Origin of the sequence: Massilia oculi (assembly GCF_003143515.1) — a bacterium.
GTDB classification, from domain to species: Bacteria; Pseudomonadota; Gammaproteobacteria; order Burkholderiales; family Burkholderiaceae_D; genus Telluria; species Telluria oculi.
Window position 1 is genome coordinate 1,855,524 of sequence record NZ_CP029343.1, and the last position, 17,548, is coordinate 1,873,071.

Annotated in this window: 16 protein-coding genes and 1 pseudogene; 12 read left to right on the forward strand and 5 right to left on the reverse strand. The window is 66.4% G+C overall.

Going from position 1 to position 17,548, the window contains the following annotated elements:
• Positions 1-10 precede the first annotated feature (10 nt).
• From DIR46_RS08595 to crtB, 6 genes are all read left to right on the forward strand, one after another.
• Complete coding sequence (locus tag DIR46_RS08595) at positions 11-919, forward strand: LysR family transcriptional regulator (protein WP_109344864.1); 909 nt, start codon at positions 11-13, stop codon at positions 917-919.
• 195 nt (positions 920-1,114) lie between these two features.
• On the forward strand, positions 1,115-2,110 hold the full coding sequence (locus tag DIR46_RS08600; RefSeq protein ID WP_109344865.1) for a polyprenyl synthetase family protein: 996 nt from the start codon (positions 1,115-1,117) through the stop codon (positions 2,108-2,110).
• Positions 2,111-2,125: 15 nt separating this feature from the next.
• Positions 2,126-3,448, forward strand: a complete 1,323-nt coding sequence (locus DIR46_RS08605) for a glycosyltransferase (protein ID WP_109344866.1) — start codon at positions 2,126-2,128, stop codon at positions 3,446-3,448.
• Positions 3,441-4,637 (forward strand): lycopene beta-cyclase CrtY, encoded by a 1,197-nt coding sequence (gene crtY, locus DIR46_RS08610; RefSeq protein ID WP_109344867.1) that lies wholly within the window; start codon positions 3,441-3,443, stop codon positions 4,635-4,637. Before DIR46_RS08605 ends, crtY begins: the two co-directional genes overlap by 8 nt.
• Complete coding sequence (locus DIR46_RS08615; protein WP_109344868.1) at positions 4,634-6,160, forward strand: phytoene desaturase; 1,527 nt, start codon at positions 4,634-4,636, stop codon at positions 6,158-6,160. Before crtY ends, DIR46_RS08615 begins: the two co-directional genes overlap by 4 nt.
• Positions 6,157-7,155, forward strand: a complete 999-nt coding sequence (crtB, locus tag DIR46_RS08620) for a 15-cis-phytoene synthase CrtB (RefSeq protein ID WP_109344869.1) — start codon at positions 6,157-6,159, stop codon at positions 7,153-7,155. The genes DIR46_RS08615 and crtB overlap by 4 nt, the downstream gene beginning before the upstream one ends.
• Here crtB and DIR46_RS08625 read toward each other — a convergent pair.
• Positions 7,046-7,585: a sterol desaturase family protein gene (locus DIR46_RS08625; RefSeq protein ID WP_109344870.1), complete on the reverse strand. Its 540-nt coding sequence runs from the start codon at positions 7,583-7,585 to the stop codon at positions 7,046-7,048. The genes crtB and DIR46_RS08625 overlap by 110 nt on opposite strands.
• Positions 7,586-7,718: 133 nt before the next feature.
• On the opposite strand from DIR46_RS08625, the gene DIR46_RS08630 reads away from it, so the two are divergent.
• Positions 7,719-8,147 carry a DUF2141 domain-containing protein gene (locus DIR46_RS08630; protein ID WP_109344871.1) on the forward strand — a complete coding sequence of 143 codons (429 nt, stop codon included), beginning with the start codon at positions 7,719-7,721 and terminating at the stop codon, positions 8,145-8,147.
• A 96-nt stretch (positions 8,148-8,243) separates the two neighbouring features.
• Positions 8,244-9,185, forward strand: coding sequence for an alpha/beta hydrolase (locus DIR46_RS08635; RefSeq protein ID WP_109344872.1), 942 nt, complete (start codon positions 8,244-8,246; stop codon positions 9,183-9,185).
• A gap of 434 nt (positions 9,186-9,619) precedes the next feature.
• Here the strand turns inward: DIR46_RS08635 and pcp are convergent, their stop codons facing one another.
• The 4 genes and pseudogenes from pcp to DIR46_RS08655 all read right to left on the reverse strand — a co-directional run bounded on the left by pcp (position 9,620) and on the right by DIR46_RS08655 (position 12,321).
• Positions 9,620-10,273 (reverse strand): pyroglutamyl-peptidase I, encoded by a 654-nt coding sequence (gene pcp, locus DIR46_RS08640; protein WP_109344873.1) that lies wholly within the window; start codon positions 10,271-10,273, stop codon positions 9,620-9,622.
• A 7-nt stretch (positions 10,274-10,280) separates the two neighbouring features.
• Positions 10,281-11,226 (reverse strand): annotated as a pseudogene (locus DIR46_RS08645) (DUF979 domain-containing protein).
• Complete coding sequence (locus tag DIR46_RS08650; protein ID WP_109344874.1) at positions 11,223-11,939, reverse strand: DUF969 domain-containing protein; 717 nt, start codon at positions 11,937-11,939, stop codon at positions 11,223-11,225. Before DIR46_RS08650 ends, DIR46_RS08645 begins: the two are co-directional and overlap by 4 nt.
• Before the next feature lie 79 nt (positions 11,940-12,018).
• Positions 12,019-12,321, reverse strand: a complete 303-nt coding sequence (locus DIR46_RS08655) for a YciI-like protein (protein WP_109344875.1) — start codon at positions 12,319-12,321, stop codon at positions 12,019-12,021.
• Positions 12,322-12,510: 189 nt separating this feature from the next.
• On the opposite strand from DIR46_RS08655, the gene DIR46_RS08660 reads away from it, so the two are divergent.
• From DIR46_RS08660 to DIR46_RS08675, 4 genes are all read left to right on the forward strand, one after another.
• A complete protein-coding gene (locus tag DIR46_RS08660; RefSeq protein WP_109344876.1) occupies positions 12,511-13,449 on the forward strand; it encodes an alpha/beta hydrolase in 939 nt (312 codons plus the stop codon).
• Positions 13,450-13,808: 359 nt separating this feature from the next.
• Complete coding sequence (locus DIR46_RS08665; protein ID WP_109344877.1) at positions 13,809-14,825, forward strand: BMP family lipoprotein; 1,017 nt, start codon at positions 13,809-13,811, stop codon at positions 14,823-14,825.
• 95 nt (positions 14,826-14,920) lie between these two features.
• Positions 14,921-16,447, forward strand: coding sequence for an ABC transporter ATP-binding protein (locus DIR46_RS08670; protein WP_109344878.1), 1,527 nt, complete (start codon positions 14,921-14,923; stop codon positions 16,445-16,447).
• Positions 16,444-17,547 (forward strand): ABC transporter permease, encoded by a 1,104-nt coding sequence (locus DIR46_RS08675; RefSeq protein WP_109344879.1) that lies wholly within the window; start codon positions 16,444-16,446, stop codon positions 17,545-17,547. The genes DIR46_RS08670 and DIR46_RS08675 overlap by 4 nt, the downstream gene beginning before the upstream one ends.
• The last annotated feature ends 1 nt before the right edge of the window (position 17,548 follow it).

Genomic DNA, 17,548 nt, shown 5'->3' on the forward strand with positions numbered 1-17,548 from the left:
GCGGACCGCCATGTCGATCGACCTCAAACAGCTCAAGTACTTCCTGGCGGTGGCCGAGGAAAAGAGCTTCAGCCGCGCCGCCGAGCGCCTGCACATCTCGCAGCCGCCGCTGTCGCAGCAGATCATGAAGCTCGAGAGCGAACTGGGGGTGAAGCTGTTCACCCGCACCACGCGCAGCTTCGAGCTGACCGTGGCCGGGCGCGCGCTGATGGTCGAGGCGGCCGAGCTGCTGGGCAAGATGCGCATGACCATCGACACGATCCGCCAGATCGACCGCGGCGAAGTCGGGCGGCTGCGGGTCGGCATCGTCGGCTCGGCGATGTGGGGCCCGATCCCCGGGCTGCTGGAGCAGTTCCAGAGCCAGTTTCCGCGCGTGACCTGGACCATCCACGAGCTGGGTCCGAACGACCAGTGGGAAGCGCTGCGCAGCAAGCAGATCGATGTCGGCTTCTGGCGCGAACCGCGCATCGAACAGGACGTGCTCAAGCAGGCCAACCTGCGCCAGGAACTCTGTTTCAGGGAGCAGTTCTGCGTGGCGGTCAATGCCCGCCATCCGCTGGCCGAACGCGATTTCATCGACCTGCCCGAGATCGCGGGCGAGCCCATGCTGACCCTGCACCTGGACCAGTCGGCCGAGCCGCGCTACCTGATCCAGTGCTGCGTCAACGCCGGCTTCCAGCCGACCATCTTCCAGGAAGCGGCCGAGCCGCAGACCCTGCTGGCCATGGTCGGCGCCGGCCTGGGCGTGGCCCTGATGCCGGACACCACCAGCCGCATCGGCTGGCCGGGCGTGCGCTTCCTGCCGATCCACGCCCACGCGCCATCGGCCAACCTGTACATCAGCTATCCCGCGCAGGACGACGCGCCGGTGGTGCGCGCCTTCCTGAAGATCCTGTTCCCCGAAGAACAGCCTGCCTGAACCGCGAACCTGGGTCCTGTCTGACGGAGTCGGACGAGCCGAACCGCATTTGTCCCGCAAACAATTTCTCTATCGCATCTTATTGCATCGTTTTCAGGCAAAAATCCGCCGCACGATTGAGCGTGATTGACGATCTTTTAATATCTCCTCCGGTATGATGGTTATCAAGTTCAATAACTTTCCCAGGGGGCTCGCATGAAGACAGCAACACCGCGCTACGACGGGCTCCGCCTGGAACAGTTCGATCGCGCACCGGTCGACGAGATGGCCGAAATGCGGTTCGCCATCGATCGCCGCATCGACGAGTTGCTGGCCGTCAGTGGTCCGCTCGACCAGTTGACCAACGCCATGCGCGCCTCCGCGCTCAGCGCCGGCAAGCGCATGCGCCCCCTGCTGCTGATGCTGGTCGCACGCGACCTCGGTTGCGCATCGAAGGCGTTGATCGACGTTGCCTGCGCGGTCGAACTGGTGCACGCCGCGTCGCTAATCCTCGACGACCTTCCATGCATGGATGACGCCAGCCTGCGGCGTGGCAAACCTGCCATCCACATCCAGTTCGGCGAAGACGTGGCCATCCTTGCCTCGGTCGCCTTGCTGAGCCGCGCCTTCGGCGTGTTGTCGCAGGCCCAGGACATCCAGCCGGCCACGCGCGCGCGCCTGGTCGCGACCTTGGCGCAAACCGTGGGCGAACAGGGCCTGGTGCGCGGCCAGTTCGAAGACCTGCACGGCGGCGCCCGCTCACCGGAAGCCATCGCCACCACCAATGAACTCAAGACCGGCCTGCTGCTGGGCGTGGCGGTCGACATGGCGTCCATCATCTGTCATGCCGGCGACGATGTCGCCCAGCAACTGCGCGCCTTCGCGCTCGCGGCCGGTCAGGCCTTCCAGATCAAGGACGACTTCCTGGACGGCAAGGACAGCGCCGTGACCGGCAAGGACACGGACAAGGACGTTGGCAAGGCAACCCTGATCAACACGCTGGGCCGGGACGAAGCCTTGCGCCGCCTCGCTGCGTGCCTGCTGGAGGCCGACCGCTGCCTGGTCGCCGCCGTCGGCGCCAAGGGCCGTACGCGCCAGTTCGTGGCGCAACTGTTCGCCAAGGAGGCCAAGGCCAAGCGTTTCGCGCCCGAGCCGGCCAAGGCCCGCGACGCGCGTCCGAACGCCCAGCTGGCCGAACTGCCTCTCACCTGACCGGCGCGGTTCCGCATGGCGCATTTCGCGGTCGTGGCTCCGGCGCTCTACAGCCATTTCAATACCTTGTCGAAGCTGGCGCTCGAACTCATCGCGCGCGGGCACCGGGTGACCTTCGTGCATCGTCCCGACGCCATCGACTATGTCAAGGATGCACGGATCGGCTTCCACGCGATCGGCAGCGATACCCATCCGGCAGGCTCCCTGCCCGCAATGCTCGCCAGGGTGGCGCATCCCGGCTCGCCGCTGGGCCTGCGCCGCGTGATCCTCGACATGGCGGCCAGCACCACGATGCTGTGCCGCGAACTGCCGTACGCGCTGCGCCGGCTGCAGGCCGATTTTATTGTCGCCGACCAGATGGAAGCGGCCGGCGGCCTGGTGGCCGAGGGCATCGGCATGCCCTTCGTCTCGGTCGCCTGCGCGCTGCCGGTCAACCGCGAGCCGGGCATCCCGCTGCCCGTCATGCCGTTCATGTATGAAGACAGCGAGCGCGCCTTCAAGATCGTCGAAGGCAGCACCATGGTCTACGACTGGATGATGCGCCCGCACGAGCGCGCGATCTCCGCCGCAGCCCGGCAGCTCGGATTGAGCCCGCGCGCCAAACTGCACGAATGCCTGTCGCCGCTCGCCCAGGTCGGCCAGATCGTGCCGGGCTTCGATTTCCCTCGGCGCTCGTTGCCGCCGCATTTTCATCACGTCGGCCCGCTGCACAGCCCAGCCGCGGCGCCAGCGCAAACGCCGGCGCAGTCGCCTGCCGAACTGGCCGCGCTGCTGCCGCCCGCATCGAGCACGCGCCCCTTCGTCTACGCCTCGCTCGGCACCCTGGTCAGCCAGCGCTTCGGCCTGTTCAAGCGCATCGCGCAAGCCTGCGCGCGCCAGGACGCGCAACTGCTGGTCGCCCATTGCGGCGGCCTGGATGACGCCCAGGTGCGCGCGCTCGAACGCATCGGCGACACCCGTGTGCACGCCTTCGTGCCCCAGCTTGCCGTGCTGGCGCGTGCCGACGCCGTCATCTCGCATGCCGGCGCCAACACCGTGATGGAAGCCATCGCCACCAGTACGCCGATCCTGGCGCTGCCGATCGCCTTCGACCATCCGGGCGCCGCCGCCCGTGTCGAATATGCCGGCGTCGGCCTGCGCGCCTCGCCGCGCTTCGCCAGCGTCGGCGAGCTCTCGGGCAAGCTGCGCCGCCTGCTGGACGAGCCGGGCTTCCGGCAGCGCATGGCGCCGCTGGCCGACCAGATCCGCCAGGCCGGCGGCGCGCCACGCGCGGCCGACGTCATCGAGGCCGCGCTCGGCCTTCAACCCGCGACCCGAGGCCTGGCCAGCCATGGATGAACATCGCAATGCGCACAGCACGGTCGCCTACGACCTGATCCTGGCCGGCGGCGGCCTGGCCAACAGCCTGATCGCGTGGCGCCTGCGCAGCGAGCGTCCCGAGCTGCGCATCCTGGTGCTCGAACAGGGCAAGCGCCTGGGCGGCAACCATACCTGGTCGTTCCACGACAGCGATCTCGACGCCGCGCAGCTGCGCTGGATCGCGCCGCTGGTCACGCACCGCTGGCCGCGCTACGACGTGGTGTTTCCCGACCTGGCCCGCACTTTGGCGGGCGGCTACGCCAGCATCGCCGCGCTCGACCTGGCCCACGTCGTCGAGCCGGCCCTCGGCGCTTCGCTGCGCACCGGCGTCTGGATCGACGATGTGACCCCCACCAGCGTGCGGCTGGCCGATGGCGAAACCCTGCGCGCGCGCGCCGTCATCGACGGCCGCGGCATGCGCGCCAGCAGCCACCTCGCGCTCGGCTACCAGACCTTCCTCGGCCAGGAACTGCGGCTCGACGCCGCCCACGGCCTGACCGCGCCGGTGATCATGGACGCCAGCGTGGCCCAGCAGGGCGGCTACCGCTTCGTCTACCTGCTGCCCTTCGGGCCCGACCGCGTGCTGGTCGAGGACACCCATTACGTCGACAGCGCCGCCTGGTATCCGGAGCGCCTGCGCGCCAACATCGCCGCCTACGTGGACGCGCGCGGCTGGCGCGTGCGCGACATGCTGCGCGAAGAGCAAGGCTCGCTGCCGATCGTGCTGGCCGGCGACTTCGACCGCTTCTGGGACGAGCTTCACGGTCAGCCCAGCGTCGGCCTGCGCGCCGGCCTGTTCCATCCGACCACCGGCTACTCGCTGCCGCACGCGGTGCGCCTGGCCGAGCGCATTGCCGCCCTGCCCGAGCTGTCGGCCCCCAGGCTGTTCGCCGCCATCCGCGCACAGGCGCGGCAAGCCTGGGACGAACAACGCTTCTTCCGCATGCTCAACCGCATGCTGTTCCTGGCCGGCAGCCCCGACCACCGCTGGCGCGTGATGCAGCGGTTCTATCGCCTGCCCGCGCCCTTGATCGCTCGCTTCTACGCCGGTCGTCCGACCCTGGTCGACAAGGCGCGCCTGTTGACCGGCAAGCCGCCGGTACCCGTCATGGAAGCCTTTGACGCGGTACGCAAGACCCACCCCTATCAGATCAGGATCGCAGAATGAACCAGATGAATTTCAAGCCGAGACTCGAACCAAAGCGCGCCGTCGTGATCGGCGCCGGATTCGGCGGCCTGGCGCTGGCCATCCGCCTGCAGGCCGCCGGCATGCAAACGACCCTGCTCGAAAAGCGCGACAAGCCGGGCGGCCGCGCTTACGTCTATGAAGACCAGGGCTTCGTGTTCGACGCCGGCCCCACCGTGATCACCGATCCGTCGGCGATCGAGGAGCTGTTCACCCTGTGCGGCAAGAAGATGGGCGACTACGTCGAGATGCTGCCGGTCGCGCCCTTCTACCGCCTGTGCTGGGAAGACGGCAGCCACTTCGACTACGCCAACGACCAGGATGCGCTGGACCGCCAGATCCATGCGCGCAACCCGGCGGATGTCGCCGGCTACCGGCGCTTCCTGGCGTATTCGAAGGCGGTGTTCGACGAAGGCTACCTGAAGCTGGGCGCCGTACCGTTTCTCTCCTTCCGCGACATGATCCAGGCCGGCCCGCAACTGGCGCGGCTGGAGGCGTGGAAGAGCGTGTACGGCATGGTGTCGCGCTTCGTCAAGGACGAGCAGCTGCGCCAGGCCTTCTCCTTCCACTCGCTGCTGGTGGGCGGCAACCCCTTCGCCACCTCGTCGATCTACACCCTCATTCACGCGCTGGAACGGCGCTGGGGCGTCTGGTTCCCGCGCGGCGGCACCGGCGCCCTGGTGAAAGGCCTGGTGCGGCTGTTCGAGGACATGGGCGGCAAGCTGGAACTGAACGCATCGGTGGCGCGCATCGAGACCACCGGCAATCTCGTCAGCGGCGTGCGGCTGGAAGACGGCCGCTGGTTCACGGCCGATGCGGTGGCGTCGAATGCCGACGTGGTCCACACTTATTGCGACCTGCTGAAAAACCACGGGCGCGGCAGCAGCAACGGCGAGGCGCTCAAGAAGAAACGCTTCAGCAATTCGCTGTTCGTGCTGTACTTCGGCCTGGATAAACACCACGAGCAGCTGCAGCACCACACGGTGTGCTTCGGCCCGCGCTACCGCGAGCTGATCAAGGACATCTTCAACGGCAAGACGCTGGCCGACGATTTCTCGCTCTACCTGCACGCGCCCTGCGTCACCGATCCCTCGCTGGCGCCGCCCGGCTGCGGCAGCCACTACGTGCTGGCGCCGGTGCCGCACCTGGGCAATGCGCCGATCGACTGGGAGACCGAAGGCCCGCGCTACCGCGACCGCATCTTCGACTACCTCGAACGGCGCTACATGCCGGGCCTGCGCAGCCAGCTGGTAACCAGCCGCATCTTCACGCCGCACGACTTCCGCGACCAGCTCAATGCCCACCTGGGGTCGGCCTTCTCGCTGGAGCCGATCCTGACCCAGAGCGCCTGGTTCCGTCCGCACAACCGCGACCCCGAGCTGCCCAACCTGTACCTGGTCGGCGCCGGCACCCATCCCGGCGCCGGCGTGCCGGGCGTGATCGGCTCGGCCAAGGCGACCGCCGGCCTGATGCTGGAGGGCGTGCATGCAGGGGTGCATTCATGAACGCGTACGCCGGCACCAAGCTGATGGAACACGCGACCCAGACCATCGAGGTCGGGTCCAAGAGCTTCGCGGCGGCTGCCAGGCTGTTCCCGCCCGCCACCCGGCGCAGCGTGCTGATGCTGTACGCCTGGTGCCGCCATTGCGACGACGTGGTCGACGGCCAGGAACTGGGCTTCGCCGCAGCCACGCCGAGCGCCTACGGCGCCAGTTTCGAGCTCGATCGCCTGTACGACGACACCCGGCGCGCCTATTCCGGCGAGCAGATGCGCGATCCGGCCTTTGCCGCCTTCCAGGAAGTGGCGCTGGGCCATGCGATCGCCCCGCGCTACGCCTTCGACCACCTGGCCGGCTTCGCGATGGACGTCAACGAGGCGCGCTACCGCACCATCGACGACACCATGCGCTACTGCTACCACGTGGCCGGCGTGGTCGGCCTGATGATGGCCTCGATCATGGGCGCCCGCGACGAGCTGGTGCTGGACCGCGCCTGCGACCTGGGCCTGGCCTTCCAGCTGACGAATATCGCGCGCGACATCATCGACGATGCGAAGATCGGCCGCTGCTACGTGCCGTCCGAATGGCTGCTGGAGGCCGGCATCCCGCCCGACCACGTGGCCCTGCCGCGCCACCGCGCGGCGCTGGCGAGCGTCGCGGCGCGCCTGGTCGACCATGCCGAGCCGTATTATGAATCGGCCACGCTGGGCCTCGCCGCCCTGCCTCTGCGCTCGGCCTGGGCGATCGCCACCGCGCGCAATGTGTATCGGCAGATCGGGATCGAAGTGAAACGGCGTGGGCCGCGCGCCTGGGACGAACGGGTGGGCACCTCGAAGGCGGCCAAGCTGCGCCTGCTGGCCCTGGGCGGAGCCCAGGCGCTGGCCTCGCGCCTCAGCCCTGCCCGGGTAGCGTCGGCGCAGCCGCGGCGGCGCGATCTGTGGCTGCGTCCTGGCCGCGCGGGCGACGGACCTGGCCCTGCTGCGCTTGCAACTGGCGCTTGAGGCGGGCGACCGGCGGCGCGTACAGGAAACCGAAGGACACGGCGCCCTCCTTGCCCTCGACCGCATGGTGCATGCGGTGGGCCTGGTACAGGCGCTTGAGGTAGCCGCTCCTGGGGACGTAGCGGAACGGCCAGCGCTGGTGCACCAGGCCATCGTGGGCGATGAAGTACAAGGCGCCGTAGGCGGTCATGCCGGCGCCGATCCATTCGAGCGGATGGTAACCGCGCGTGCCGAACCAGATCAGGGCGATGGCGATCGCGGCGAACACCACGGCGTACAGGTCGTTCTTTTCGAACCAGCCGGTGCGCGGCTCGTGGTGGGAGCGGTGCCAGCCCCACCCGAAGCCGTGCATCACGTACTTGTGCGCGACGATGGAAAACACTTCCATGAACGCGATGGTGGCAAGGACGATGAGCGCGTTGAAAAGCATATTGAGGGCTGCAAGAGCAAGTTTACGGGATGCCAACAGCCTACCATGGCGGCCGTGCGCACGGTTGCGCGGACTGCCCGGACCGGTCAAAAGCGGTCAATCACGATTCACAACCTAACCATATGGAGTTTTCATGCAGTCGATCTTCCGCACCCTGGGTCTTTCCCTTCTGCTGGCGTCGGGCGTGGGCGCCGCCGGCCTTGCCTCTGCCGCGTCGATCGAGGTGAGGGTCCAGGGCGTCACCATTGCCAAGGGCACGGTGCGGGTCGCGATCTGCGACAAGGCGACCTTTCTGAAGGATTGCCCCTATTCGGCCTCGGCCGCGGCGCGCGTGGGCGAAACCGTGGTCACCGTCGACGACCTGCCGCCCGGCACCTGGGCCGTGCTGTCGTTCCAGGACGAGAACGACAATAGAAAACTCGATCGCAACGTGCTGGGCATCCCGAAGGAGCGGTATGCCTTCAGCCGCGATGCGCGCGGCCGCTTCGGGCCGCCGAGTTTCGAGGATGCTGCCTTCGTGCTGCGTGACGAGAAGGCGGTCAGCCATATCAAGTTGCGTTGATACATTTTCCAGCGTAAGCCGGTGAATCGCTCAGGAGCGCTCCGCGCTTGCGCTGCTGATAACATCGCCGGTCTTCCTCTTGAAACGCCTTCGAGCATGCTGCCCCGTCATTTCTGCCTCTTCGCCACGATTGCCTGCTTATTCACTGTTCTGACGCTGCCGGCTGCGCGCGCCCAAGGCCAGCAGCCCAAGCCTTCGACTGGCCGGCTCGAGCGCATCGACCTGCCGTCGCGCCATATCGAACAGCGACCGGTGGACGTGTGGCTGCCCGCCGATTATGCCGAGCGTGTCGGCCAGGGCCAGCGTTTCCAGGTGCTGTACATGCATGATGGCCAGATGCTGTTCGACCCCACGATCACCATGAACCGGCAATCCTGGCGCGTCGACGTGGCGCTCGACCGCCTCGCGCGCAGCGGCCGGATCCCGCCGACGATCGTCGTCGCCATCTGGAACCGGGGCGAGTTCCGGGACGCAGAATACTTTCCACGGAAAGTGCTGGAGCGCCTGGCTCCGGGGAAGCACAAGTCCACGCTCGAAAGCCATATGAAACAAGGGGCGCGGTCGGACGACTATCTGCGCTATCTCGTGGACGAGCTCAAGCCGATGATCGACAGCCGCTATGCCACCCGGCCCGAGCGGGAATCGACGTTCATCATGGGCTCGAGCCGGGGCGCCGTCCTGTCGGTCTATGCCATGAGCGAGTATCCGCAGGTGTTCGGCGGTGCGGCCGGGCTGTCGGTACACTGGATCGGGACCTTCGAGCGCAATGCCGCGATCCCGATGGCCACCTTCGCCTACCTGAGCGCGCACCTGCCGGATCCAGCCGGACACCGCCTGTATCTGGACCGCGGCACCGAGACACTGGATGCGCTGTATGGCCCGAGCTTCGAGTTTGGCGGTGACGTCATCCGTGAACGTGGCTATACCGATGCGAATTACATGGAGCGGGTCTTCCCGGGCACCGATCACAGCGAGAAGGCCTGGTCGGCCAGGCTGGACATCCCGCTGCTGTTCCTGCTCGCCCAGCCACGTCCTTGATATTCCGACTGTCGGCCGGCTGCATCAGCCGGCCTGCTCGCGACGGATGCGCCGGCAGGCCACCTCCAGCTCGGCGCTTCCCGCCCCGGGAGGATGACCGGTGCAGGTCTTGCTGTGCACATGCTTTCGCCGGCCGCTGGCGGCGCTGCATCGCCCGCAGTAACAGCCTTCGCTTCGCCTTCTTGATGGGTGTATTTTCTGAAACGACATTATCCCTCGCCTGAGCACACGGTGAACTCATTTTATTCGCCGAGTGCTCGACAATAGTGCCAGCGGGAAGACTGTTCGCTTGTCGGATTTCTCGTACCCACAGCACGACTGTCGTCAGGTGCTCGGCGGCGGCCGGACGAAGACCGTTACGGGCAGCCAGGCCGTCAATACGGCGGGCGCGGTCAGTGCGGGCGACTCGAGCATATTGGCCGGCGGAGGCTGGATCAGTGCGTGGCGCCGCCCGTTTCGCGCACGTCGGCGTCGACGCTCACGGTGACCTCCACCGCCAGCTTGATGCCGGCAATGATGTCGTCCAGCGCCATCGACGGCGGCGCGTCTGTCCGCGCCGCGGCCTGCTCCGGCAGGAAAGGCACGTGGATGAAGCCGGCCTTGATCGGCTGCGGCTGCCCTGCCGCATGGTGCATCAACCCATAGAACACGTGGTTGCACACGAAGGTGCCGGCGGTCTGCGACACGCCGGCCACCAGCCCCCGTTCGCGCAGGGCGCGCACGATGGCCTTGATCGGCAAGGTCGAGAAGTAGGCGGCGGGACCGTCCGCCGCGATGGGCGCGTCCACCGGCTGCTGGCCGCCATTGTCGAGGATCGACGCATCGTCGACGTTGATCGCCACGCGCTCGACCGAGATATCGGGCCGGCCGCCGGCCTGGCCGACGGCGATCACCACGTCCGGATGCAGCTCGTCGACCATCGCCACCAGGTCTTCGATCGCCTGCCCGAACACGCAGGGCAGCTGGCGCACCTCGACCCGGAAATGTTCGCCGCGCCAGCCCTCGAGCGCGCGCACCGCTTCCCAGGCGGGGTTGATGCTGGCGCCATTGAACGGCTCGAAGCCGGTAAGCAGTACGGTCTTGAACATCGCGGCCTCACAGGTTCATCAAAAAATACAGCAGGAAGATATTCGCTATCAGGATCGGCAGCGCGCTCGGTATCTGGGCGCGGATCACCGCGTTCTTGTCGGGCAGGTCGAGCAGCGCCGCCGGCACGATGTTGAAGTTGGCCGCCATCGGCGTCATCAGGGTACCGCAATAGGCGCTGAACATGCCGATCGCCGCCATCACGGCCGGATTGGCGCCATAGACGCCGATCAGCACCGGGATGCCGACGCCGCCCGCCATCACCGGGAAGGCGGCGAAGCCGTTGCCCATCACGATGGTGAACAGCGCCATGCCGATACAGTACACCGCCACCGCGACGAATGCCGAATCCAGGCCGATATAGGTGGTCGCCAGGTGCGCCACCGCCTTGCCGACGCCGGCTTCCGAGAACAGCAGTCCCAGCACCGCCAGGATGTGCGGCAGCACCACCGCCCAGCTCATCGCGTCGACCAGGCGCCGCGCCTCGCGCACGCCCTGCAGCGGCGTGGCGCGCGTCAGCCAGCACGCGGCGACCAGGGCCACGACGGCGCCGCAACCCATGCTGACCAGGGTCAGGTGGGCCGGGTCGAGCAGCGGCAGCCCCTGAAACTGGACGTCCTTGACCACGGTGGCGCCGATCACGGTCACCAGCGGCAGCAACAGCGCCGGGATGAAGATGCGGTTGCCCAGGCGCGCGGCGCTCCTCCGGCCCCAGCGCCTTCGGCGCGCCGGCCCGGACGCCGCCAAAGCCGGCCAGCAAGGCCATGCCGATCATCAGGGCGCCGACCGCCGCCGGCGGCATGCGCTCGCCGGCCAGGTACAGCAAGGCATACAGTCCCCAGAACAGCGCGGTGGTGACACGGCGCGGATTGCTGCGGTCCACCAGGTTCATGATGGCCACGCTCGAGAGCAGCAGCCCGACCAGGATATAGAAGTGATCGATGGTGAGCGTCATGCCGCCTCCTTCGCCGCCGTCACTTCACGCTGGATCTCGCGCCTGATCTCGGCATCGAGCCGGCGCAGGTTCCAGGCATGGATCACGAAGGCGGTGATCGCGGTCGGGATGCCCCACAGCGCGATATGCAGCGGATTGACCTCGATGCCCTCGGCCTGCAGGATCGTGTGCATCAGGACGATGGCGCCGAAGGCCACGAAGATGTCTTCGCCGAAGAACAGGCCGATATTGTCGGTGGCGGCCGACATGGCGCGGATACGGTGGCGCACGCGTTGGGGCAAGGTGCCATGCCGGCTTTCCGCGGCCGCCTCGGCCATCGGCGCGACCAGCGGCCGCACCATCGTCGGATGGCCGCCCAGGCTGGTCAGCCCCATCGCGGCGGTGCTCTCGCGCGCGAACAGGTAGACGATCAACAGGCGACCGGCGGTGGCCGAGCGCACCTTCGCGATCACGGATTGCGCCTGCTCGCGCAGGCCGAAGCGCTCCAGCAGACCGATCGCGGCCAACGGCAGCAGCAGGATCAATGGCAGGTTGCGCGTCTTGACGAAGGCGGTGCCGAGCGACTCGAGCAGGACCATGACGGGCATGGCGGCCGCGACACCGGTCACGCCGCAGGCGGCGACGGCGACCAGCACCGGATTGGCGCGCAGCAGGAAGCCGGCAACGACGACGACCACGCCGAGCAGTGGCCACAGATTGACAGCAGATTGCATGGATTCCCCGGCAATATTCGACAAGCGAGGAATGTTACTCCATGTGGTGTGTTAATCCGGCAAGAACTTGGGCAAGCCTTCAGGCAGGCCGTACCGGATTACTGGCCAGGTCGCCGACGACCGTATTCCACTGGCGCACGTGGAAGGCGCGCACCAGGCCGTTCGTGACGTAAGGGTCCATGGCCGCGAACAGCTGGACCGGTTCGGGCGTCCCGCAATCGAAAACCAGCACCGCATGATCGGCCGGCTCGGTCAGCGCGCCGGCCAGGACCAGCTCACCGCGTTCCTGCGCGTCCCATGCCAATTTGAGGTGTTCATCGCGGAACTCGCCGCGGCGTTCGAGGTAGTCGGGGGCGAGGTCATAGGTGAGCAGGTAATGCACGGCGTCTCCAGGAGGGGGTGGATGAAGGTGGATCCACATCGTAACCGCAATCACGTGATCGGAACACCAGCACAACGGCAGCGCTCGATGTTGGTTTAAAACAACTTTTTAACCCGTTTCGCATGGGCTGCCCAACAGTGAGAGGCATCACACAGAACAAAACTCAGCGGCTGGCGTAGACTGTCAGTCATGGATATGTCGAAGAAAATGGCGGCGGGGATCACGGGCTTTGCCAGCATGCTGTGGCTGGGGCTGACGGCGGCCGTCGCCGCCAACCAGCGCCGCCTGGTTTTCAATCCGACGCTCGAGCGCGAAGTCAAAAGCCCGCGCAGCAGCGGCCACCGCACCCGTCCGGTGGTCTTGCGCGCCAACGACGGCACCCGCCTCTCTGGCTGGCTGATGACCCCGACCATTCCCGGCCCGCGCCCTGCGGTGCTGTATTTCGGCGGTCGTTCCGAAGAAGTGTCCTGGGTCGTGCGCGATGCCGGCAAGCTGTTCCCCAACATGACCGTGCTGGCGATGAACTACCGCGGCTATGGCGAGTCGCAGGGCGTGCCGGCCGAGATCCACATGATCGAAGACGGCTGCCTGCTGTACGACTGGCTCGCCACACGCGGCCAGGTCGATCCCCATCGCATCGCCGTGGTCGGCCGCAGCCTGGGCTCCGGCGTCGCGGTGCAGGTGGCCAAGGAACGTCCCGCGCAATCCGTGGTCCTGATCACGCCCTACGATTCGATCCTGGCGATCGCCAAGCGGCGCTTCCGCGTGATGCCCATCGAGTACATGCTGCAGCACCGCTTCGAGTCGATCAAGTACGCGCCCTCGCTCAAGGCGCCCACCTATGTGCTGCGCGCGGCCAGCGACGACGTGGTGCCGCACACGCACACCGACCTGCTGGTGGCCAAGCTGGGCCAGCTGGTGGCGGACGACGTCGTGCCCGACTCCGACCACATGAACATCCCCTACCTCGAAGCGACGCAGGACATGATCGCCGGCTTCCTCACCCGCCAGTTCAGCCAGCCCGTGACGCCGGCCGCCGCGGCGGCCGTCGCCGACGCGGTCGCCAGCGCGGAACCACCCGCCGAAGCGGTCCCGACCCCCGCCGATTTCGCCCTCGCCGCAAAATAATTGCTGAAAGTTGTCAGCAGTTATATTTCCAACGAATAAATTGGCAAGTAAAATCGTATTTGTCATCAACTTGCAGGTTGATGCATATTTGACAGCTTGCGCTGGGATGGCGTGAGTTCGCTCGTGTTTTGCTCACTTCAGCCAGATCGACGCTCCCAGCCTGTTGTGGCCGTGCTACACGTGTGCCCTTCTGCTGAGAAAATAGTCGCCAGATACAAACCGTAACTTCCTGCGGATCGCCGGACTGACACAATCGCACAGCGCGACGTGCCGCCATGCCGCTCGAGGTCGCAATTGCGCAGCCTTTACCATCGGCCACCATGCCGCGGGTACAATATCGCTACTCCAGGAGCCCATTGATGAAATTTAAGCAACTCAGCATGACCATCGCGGCGCTGTGCGTCGCCGGCAGTGCATTGGCAGCGCCGGCCGCAGGCCCGATCGCGCAGCCGAAGCTCGGCATGGTCTACGATGCGGGCGGCAAATTCGACAAATCGTTCAACCAGTCGGCTTTCGAAGGCCTGCAGCGCTTCACCAAAGAGACCGGCGTCAAGGTGTTCGAAGTCCAGGCCAATAGCGATACCCAGGCCGAGCAGGTGATGCGCGGCCTGGCGCGCAAGAAGGTCGACATGATCGCCGCCATCGGTTTCTCGCAAACCCAGGCCGTGCAAAAGGTCGCCCGTGAATTCCCGAACGTGCGCTTCGTGCTGATCGACAGCGTGGCGCAAGGCCCGAACATCGAATCGGTGATGTTCAAGGAACAGGAAGGCTCCTACCTGGTCGGCGTGGCCGCCGCGATGGCCTCCAAGTCCCAGAAGCTCGGCTTCGTTGGCGGCATGGACATCCCGCTGATCCGCGCCTTCGCCTGCGGCTACGGCCAGGGCGCCAAGGCCCAGGCGCCGAAGATCGAGATCGTCCAGAACATGGTCGGCACCACCGCCGCCGCCTGGAACGACCCGGCCAAGGGCGGCGAGCTGGCGCGCGCGCAATTCGCGCGCGGCGTCGACGTCGTGTTCGCGGTGGCCGGCGGCAGCGGCATGGGCACGCTGCAGGCGGCCAAGGAACGCGGCAAGCTGGCGATCGGCGTCGATTCGAACCAGAACTACATGCACCCGGGCACGATGCTGACCTCGATGGTCAAGCGCGTCGACGTGGCCGTGTACGACTCCTTCATGGCGGTCAAGAACGGCAGCTGGAAAGCGGGCGTGCACTACAAGGGCCTGAAGGAAGGCGGCGTGGACTGGGTGCTGGACAAGGACAACCGCAAGGTCGTCACGCCGGAGATCGAAAAGCGCGTCAACGCCGTGCGCCAGGACATCATCAACGGCAAGATCAAGGTCATCGATTACCGCGCAGGCAGCAGCTGCCCGGTCTGATTTACCTATCTCCATTCGAAGCGCGCCGCGCCGGCTAAAACCGGCCCGGCGCGCTTTTGAATGATAAAGACACTTCATATTTACGACAGATCGCAATGCAGCCAGCCGTAGAATTTCGCAATATCAGCAAGGCCTTCGGGCCGGTGCAGGCGAACGCCGACGTCAGCTTCTCGATTGCCAAGGGCTCGATCCATGGCGTGATCGGCGAAAATGGCGCGGGCAAATCCACCCTGATGAGCATCCTGTACGGCTACTATCACGCCGACAGTGGGCAGCTCGTCATCAATGGCGCCGAGCAGAAGATCCGCTCCAGCCAGGAAGCGATCGACCTGGGCATCGGCATGGTCCACCAGCACTTCATGCTGGTCGAGAACATGACCGTGCTCGACAACGTGATGCTCGGCGCCGAGGGCGGCTTCAAGCTGTCGAAGAAGCGGCTTGAGACCGAGGCCAAGCTGCGCGAGATCTGCGCCCGCTACCACCTCGACGTCGATCCGCTGGCGGTCATCTCGACCCTGTCGGTCGGGGCCCAGCAGCGCGTCGAGATCCTCAAGCAGATCTACCGCAGCGCCGAGATCCTGATCCTGGACGAGCCGACCGCCGTGCTCACCACGCAAGAAATCGCCTCGCTGTTCGACATCCTGCGGCTGTTCAAGGAACAGGGCAAGACCATCATCCTGATCACCCACAAGCTGGGCGAGATCATGGAGATCACCGACCAGGTGACCGTGATGCGCGCGGGCCGCGTGGCCGGCGCCGTCGCCACCTGCGACACCTCGAAGGAGCAGCTGGCGAACATGATGGTGGGCCGCCCGATCGAGGGCAACCTGCCGCGCAAACCGCACGCGCCCGGCGCGCCGGTGCTGCAGGTCGAGGGCCTGCAACTGAAGGACGCCAACGGCGTCCAGCTGCTGGCCGACATTGCCCTGAACGTGCGCGCCGGCGAGATCGTCGCCATCGCCGGCGTCTCGGGAAATGGCCAGAGCGAGCTGATGGAAATCCTGTCCGGCATGCGCCTGCCCACGTCCGGCAAGGTGACGATGGAAGGCGCGCCGCTGCCCTTCGCCGGCCGCTCGAACGCCGACGGCCTGCCCGCCACCTTCCGCGACCTCGGCATCGGCCACGTGCCCGAAGACCGCCTGCGCGATGGCGTGATCAAGGATTTCTCGGTCATGCAGAACACCGTGTTCGGCTACCAGGACCGCGTCACGAAGCGCGGCCTGTTCGACTTCGACGCCATCGCCCAGCGCTGCGCCGGTTTGCTCGAGCAGTTCGACGTGCGTCCGAAAGACCCGAATGTGCGCATCGGCCTGCTCTCGGGCGGCAACCAGCAGAAGGTCGTGATCGCGCGCGAAGTGTCGGCCGCGCCAAAGCTGATGCTGGTCGGCCAGCCGACCCGCGGCGTCGACATCGGCACCATCGAAAGCATCCACACCCAGCTGCTGCGCCTGCGCGACGAAGGCGTGGCCATCCTGCTGGTGTCGACCGAGCTGGAAGAAGTGCGCGCCCTGGCCGACCGCATCGTCGTGATGTCGGGCGGCCGCGTCACCGGCGAACTCCATATTGACGAATTCGACACCACCCGCATCGGCCTCTTGATGGGCGGGATGCACAAATCATGAAAACCACTGAACTCCCACGCTGGGCATCAGGCTTCGTCCTGCCGGTCCTGAACCTGCTGTCCGCGCTGCTGGTCGCCGCGCTGGTCATCCATCTGCTGGGCGAGAGCCCGGTGGAATCGCTGCAGATCCTCGTCAACAGCGCCGTCATCAATCCGGAAGGCCTGAGCTATACGCTGTTCTATGCCTCCACGTTCGTGTTCACCGGCCTGGCCGTGTCGATCGCGATGAAGGCGGGCCTGTTCAACATCGGCGCCGAAGGCCAGATGTACCTGGGCGGCCTGGGCCTGACCCTGGCCATGCTGGCGTTCGACGCGAGTCTCTCCGCCTGGCTCCTGATCCCGCTGGCGATCGTCGCCAGCGCCCTGTTCGGCGCGGCCTGGGCCTTCCTGCCGGGCTATCTGCAGGCCAGGCGCGGCAGCCACGTGGTGGTCACGACGATCATGTTCAACTTCATCGCCGCCGGCCTGATGAACTTCATCATCGTCAAGTACATGATCCCCGAGGGCGACCAGAACCCGGCCAGCCGCGTGTTCTCGGACGCCGCGGCGATCCCGCAGCTGTCGACCTGGCTGCCGTTCTTCGGCGAAAACACGCCGCTCAACCTCGCCTTCATCCTGGCCCTGATCGCACTGGTGGTCTACTGGGTGGCGGTGTCGCGCTCGAGCTGGGGTTATAAACTGCAGGCGACCGGCCTGAACGCCCACGCCGCCCACTACGCCGGCGTGCGCATCAGCCGCACCATCATCGTCGCGATGCTGATCTCGGGCGCCCTGGCGGGCCTGGCGGCGGTGAACTCGATCCTCGGTTCGACCCACTACCTGAGCCTGAACTTCCCGGCCGGCGCCGGCTTCATCGGCATCGCGATCGCGCTGATGGGCCGCCAGCATCCGGTCGGCATCCTGCTGTCGTCGGTGCTGTTCGGCGCGCTGATCCAGGGCGGCTTCGACCTGTCGCTGGAAAAGCCGAACATCCCGCAAGAGACCTTCATTTTCATCCAGGGCCTGATCATCCTGTTCTGCGGCGCCATGGAAAACATGTATGCGCCGGCAGTGCTGAAACTGATCAACGCAACGCGCGGCAACAGCGCACGCAAGGGATAAG

Bases quoted from the DNA above. Each gene is read 5' to 3' on its own strand.
- DIR46_RS08605 (WP_109344866.1), top strand. From the start codon at position 2,126: ATGGCGCATTTCGCGGTCGTGGCTCCGGCGCTCTACAGCCATTTCAAT.
- DIR46_RS08650 (WP_109344874.1), bottom strand. From the start codon at position 11,939: ATGCAATCTGCTGTCAATCTGTGGCCACTGCTCGGCGTGGTCGTCGTC.
- DIR46_RS08675 (WP_109344879.1), top strand. From the start codon at position 16,444: ATGAAAACCACTGAACTCCCACGCTGGGCATCAGGCTTCGTCCTGCCG.
- DIR46_RS08670 (WP_109344878.1), top strand. From the start codon at position 14,921: ATGCAGCCAGCCGTAGAATTTCGCAATATCAGCAAGGCCTTCGGGCCG.
- DIR46_RS08615 (WP_109344868.1), top strand. From the start codon at position 4,634: ATGAACCAGATGAATTTCAAGCCGAGACTCGAACCAAAGCGCGCCGTC.
- DIR46_RS08635 (WP_109344872.1), top strand. From the start codon at position 8,244: ATGCTGCCCCGTCATTTCTGCCTCTTCGCCACGATTGCCTGCTTATTC.
- DIR46_RS08600 (WP_109344865.1), top strand. From the start codon at position 1,115: ATGAAGACAGCAACACCGCGCTACGACGGGCTCCGCCTGGAACAGTTC.
- DIR46_RS08630 (WP_109344871.1), top strand. From the start codon at position 7,719: ATGCAGTCGATCTTCCGCACCCTGGGTCTTTCCCTTCTGCTGGCGTCG.
- pcp (WP_109344873.1), bottom strand. From the start codon at position 10,273: ATGTTCAAGACCGTACTGCTTACCGGCTTCGAGCCGTTCAATGGCGCC.
- crtY (WP_109344867.1), top strand. From the start codon at position 3,441: ATGGATGAACATCGCAATGCGCACAGCACGGTCGCCTACGACCTGATC.
- DIR46_RS08665 (WP_109344877.1), top strand. From the start codon at position 13,809: ATGAAATTTAAGCAACTCAGCATGACCATCGCGGCGCTGTGCGTCGCC.
- crtB (WP_109344869.1), top strand. From the start codon at position 6,157: ATGAACGCGTACGCCGGCACCAAGCTGATGGAACACGCGACCCAGACC.
- DIR46_RS08660 (WP_109344876.1), top strand. From the start codon at position 12,511: ATGGATATGTCGAAGAAAATGGCGGCGGGGATCACGGGCTTTGCCAGC.
- DIR46_RS08625 (WP_109344870.1), bottom strand. From the start codon at position 7,585: ATGCTTTTCAACGCGCTCATCGTCCTTGCCACCATCGCGTTCATGGAA.
- DIR46_RS08595 (WP_109344864.1), top strand. From the start codon at position 11: ATGTCGATCGACCTCAAACAGCTCAAGTACTTCCTGGCGGTGGCCGAG.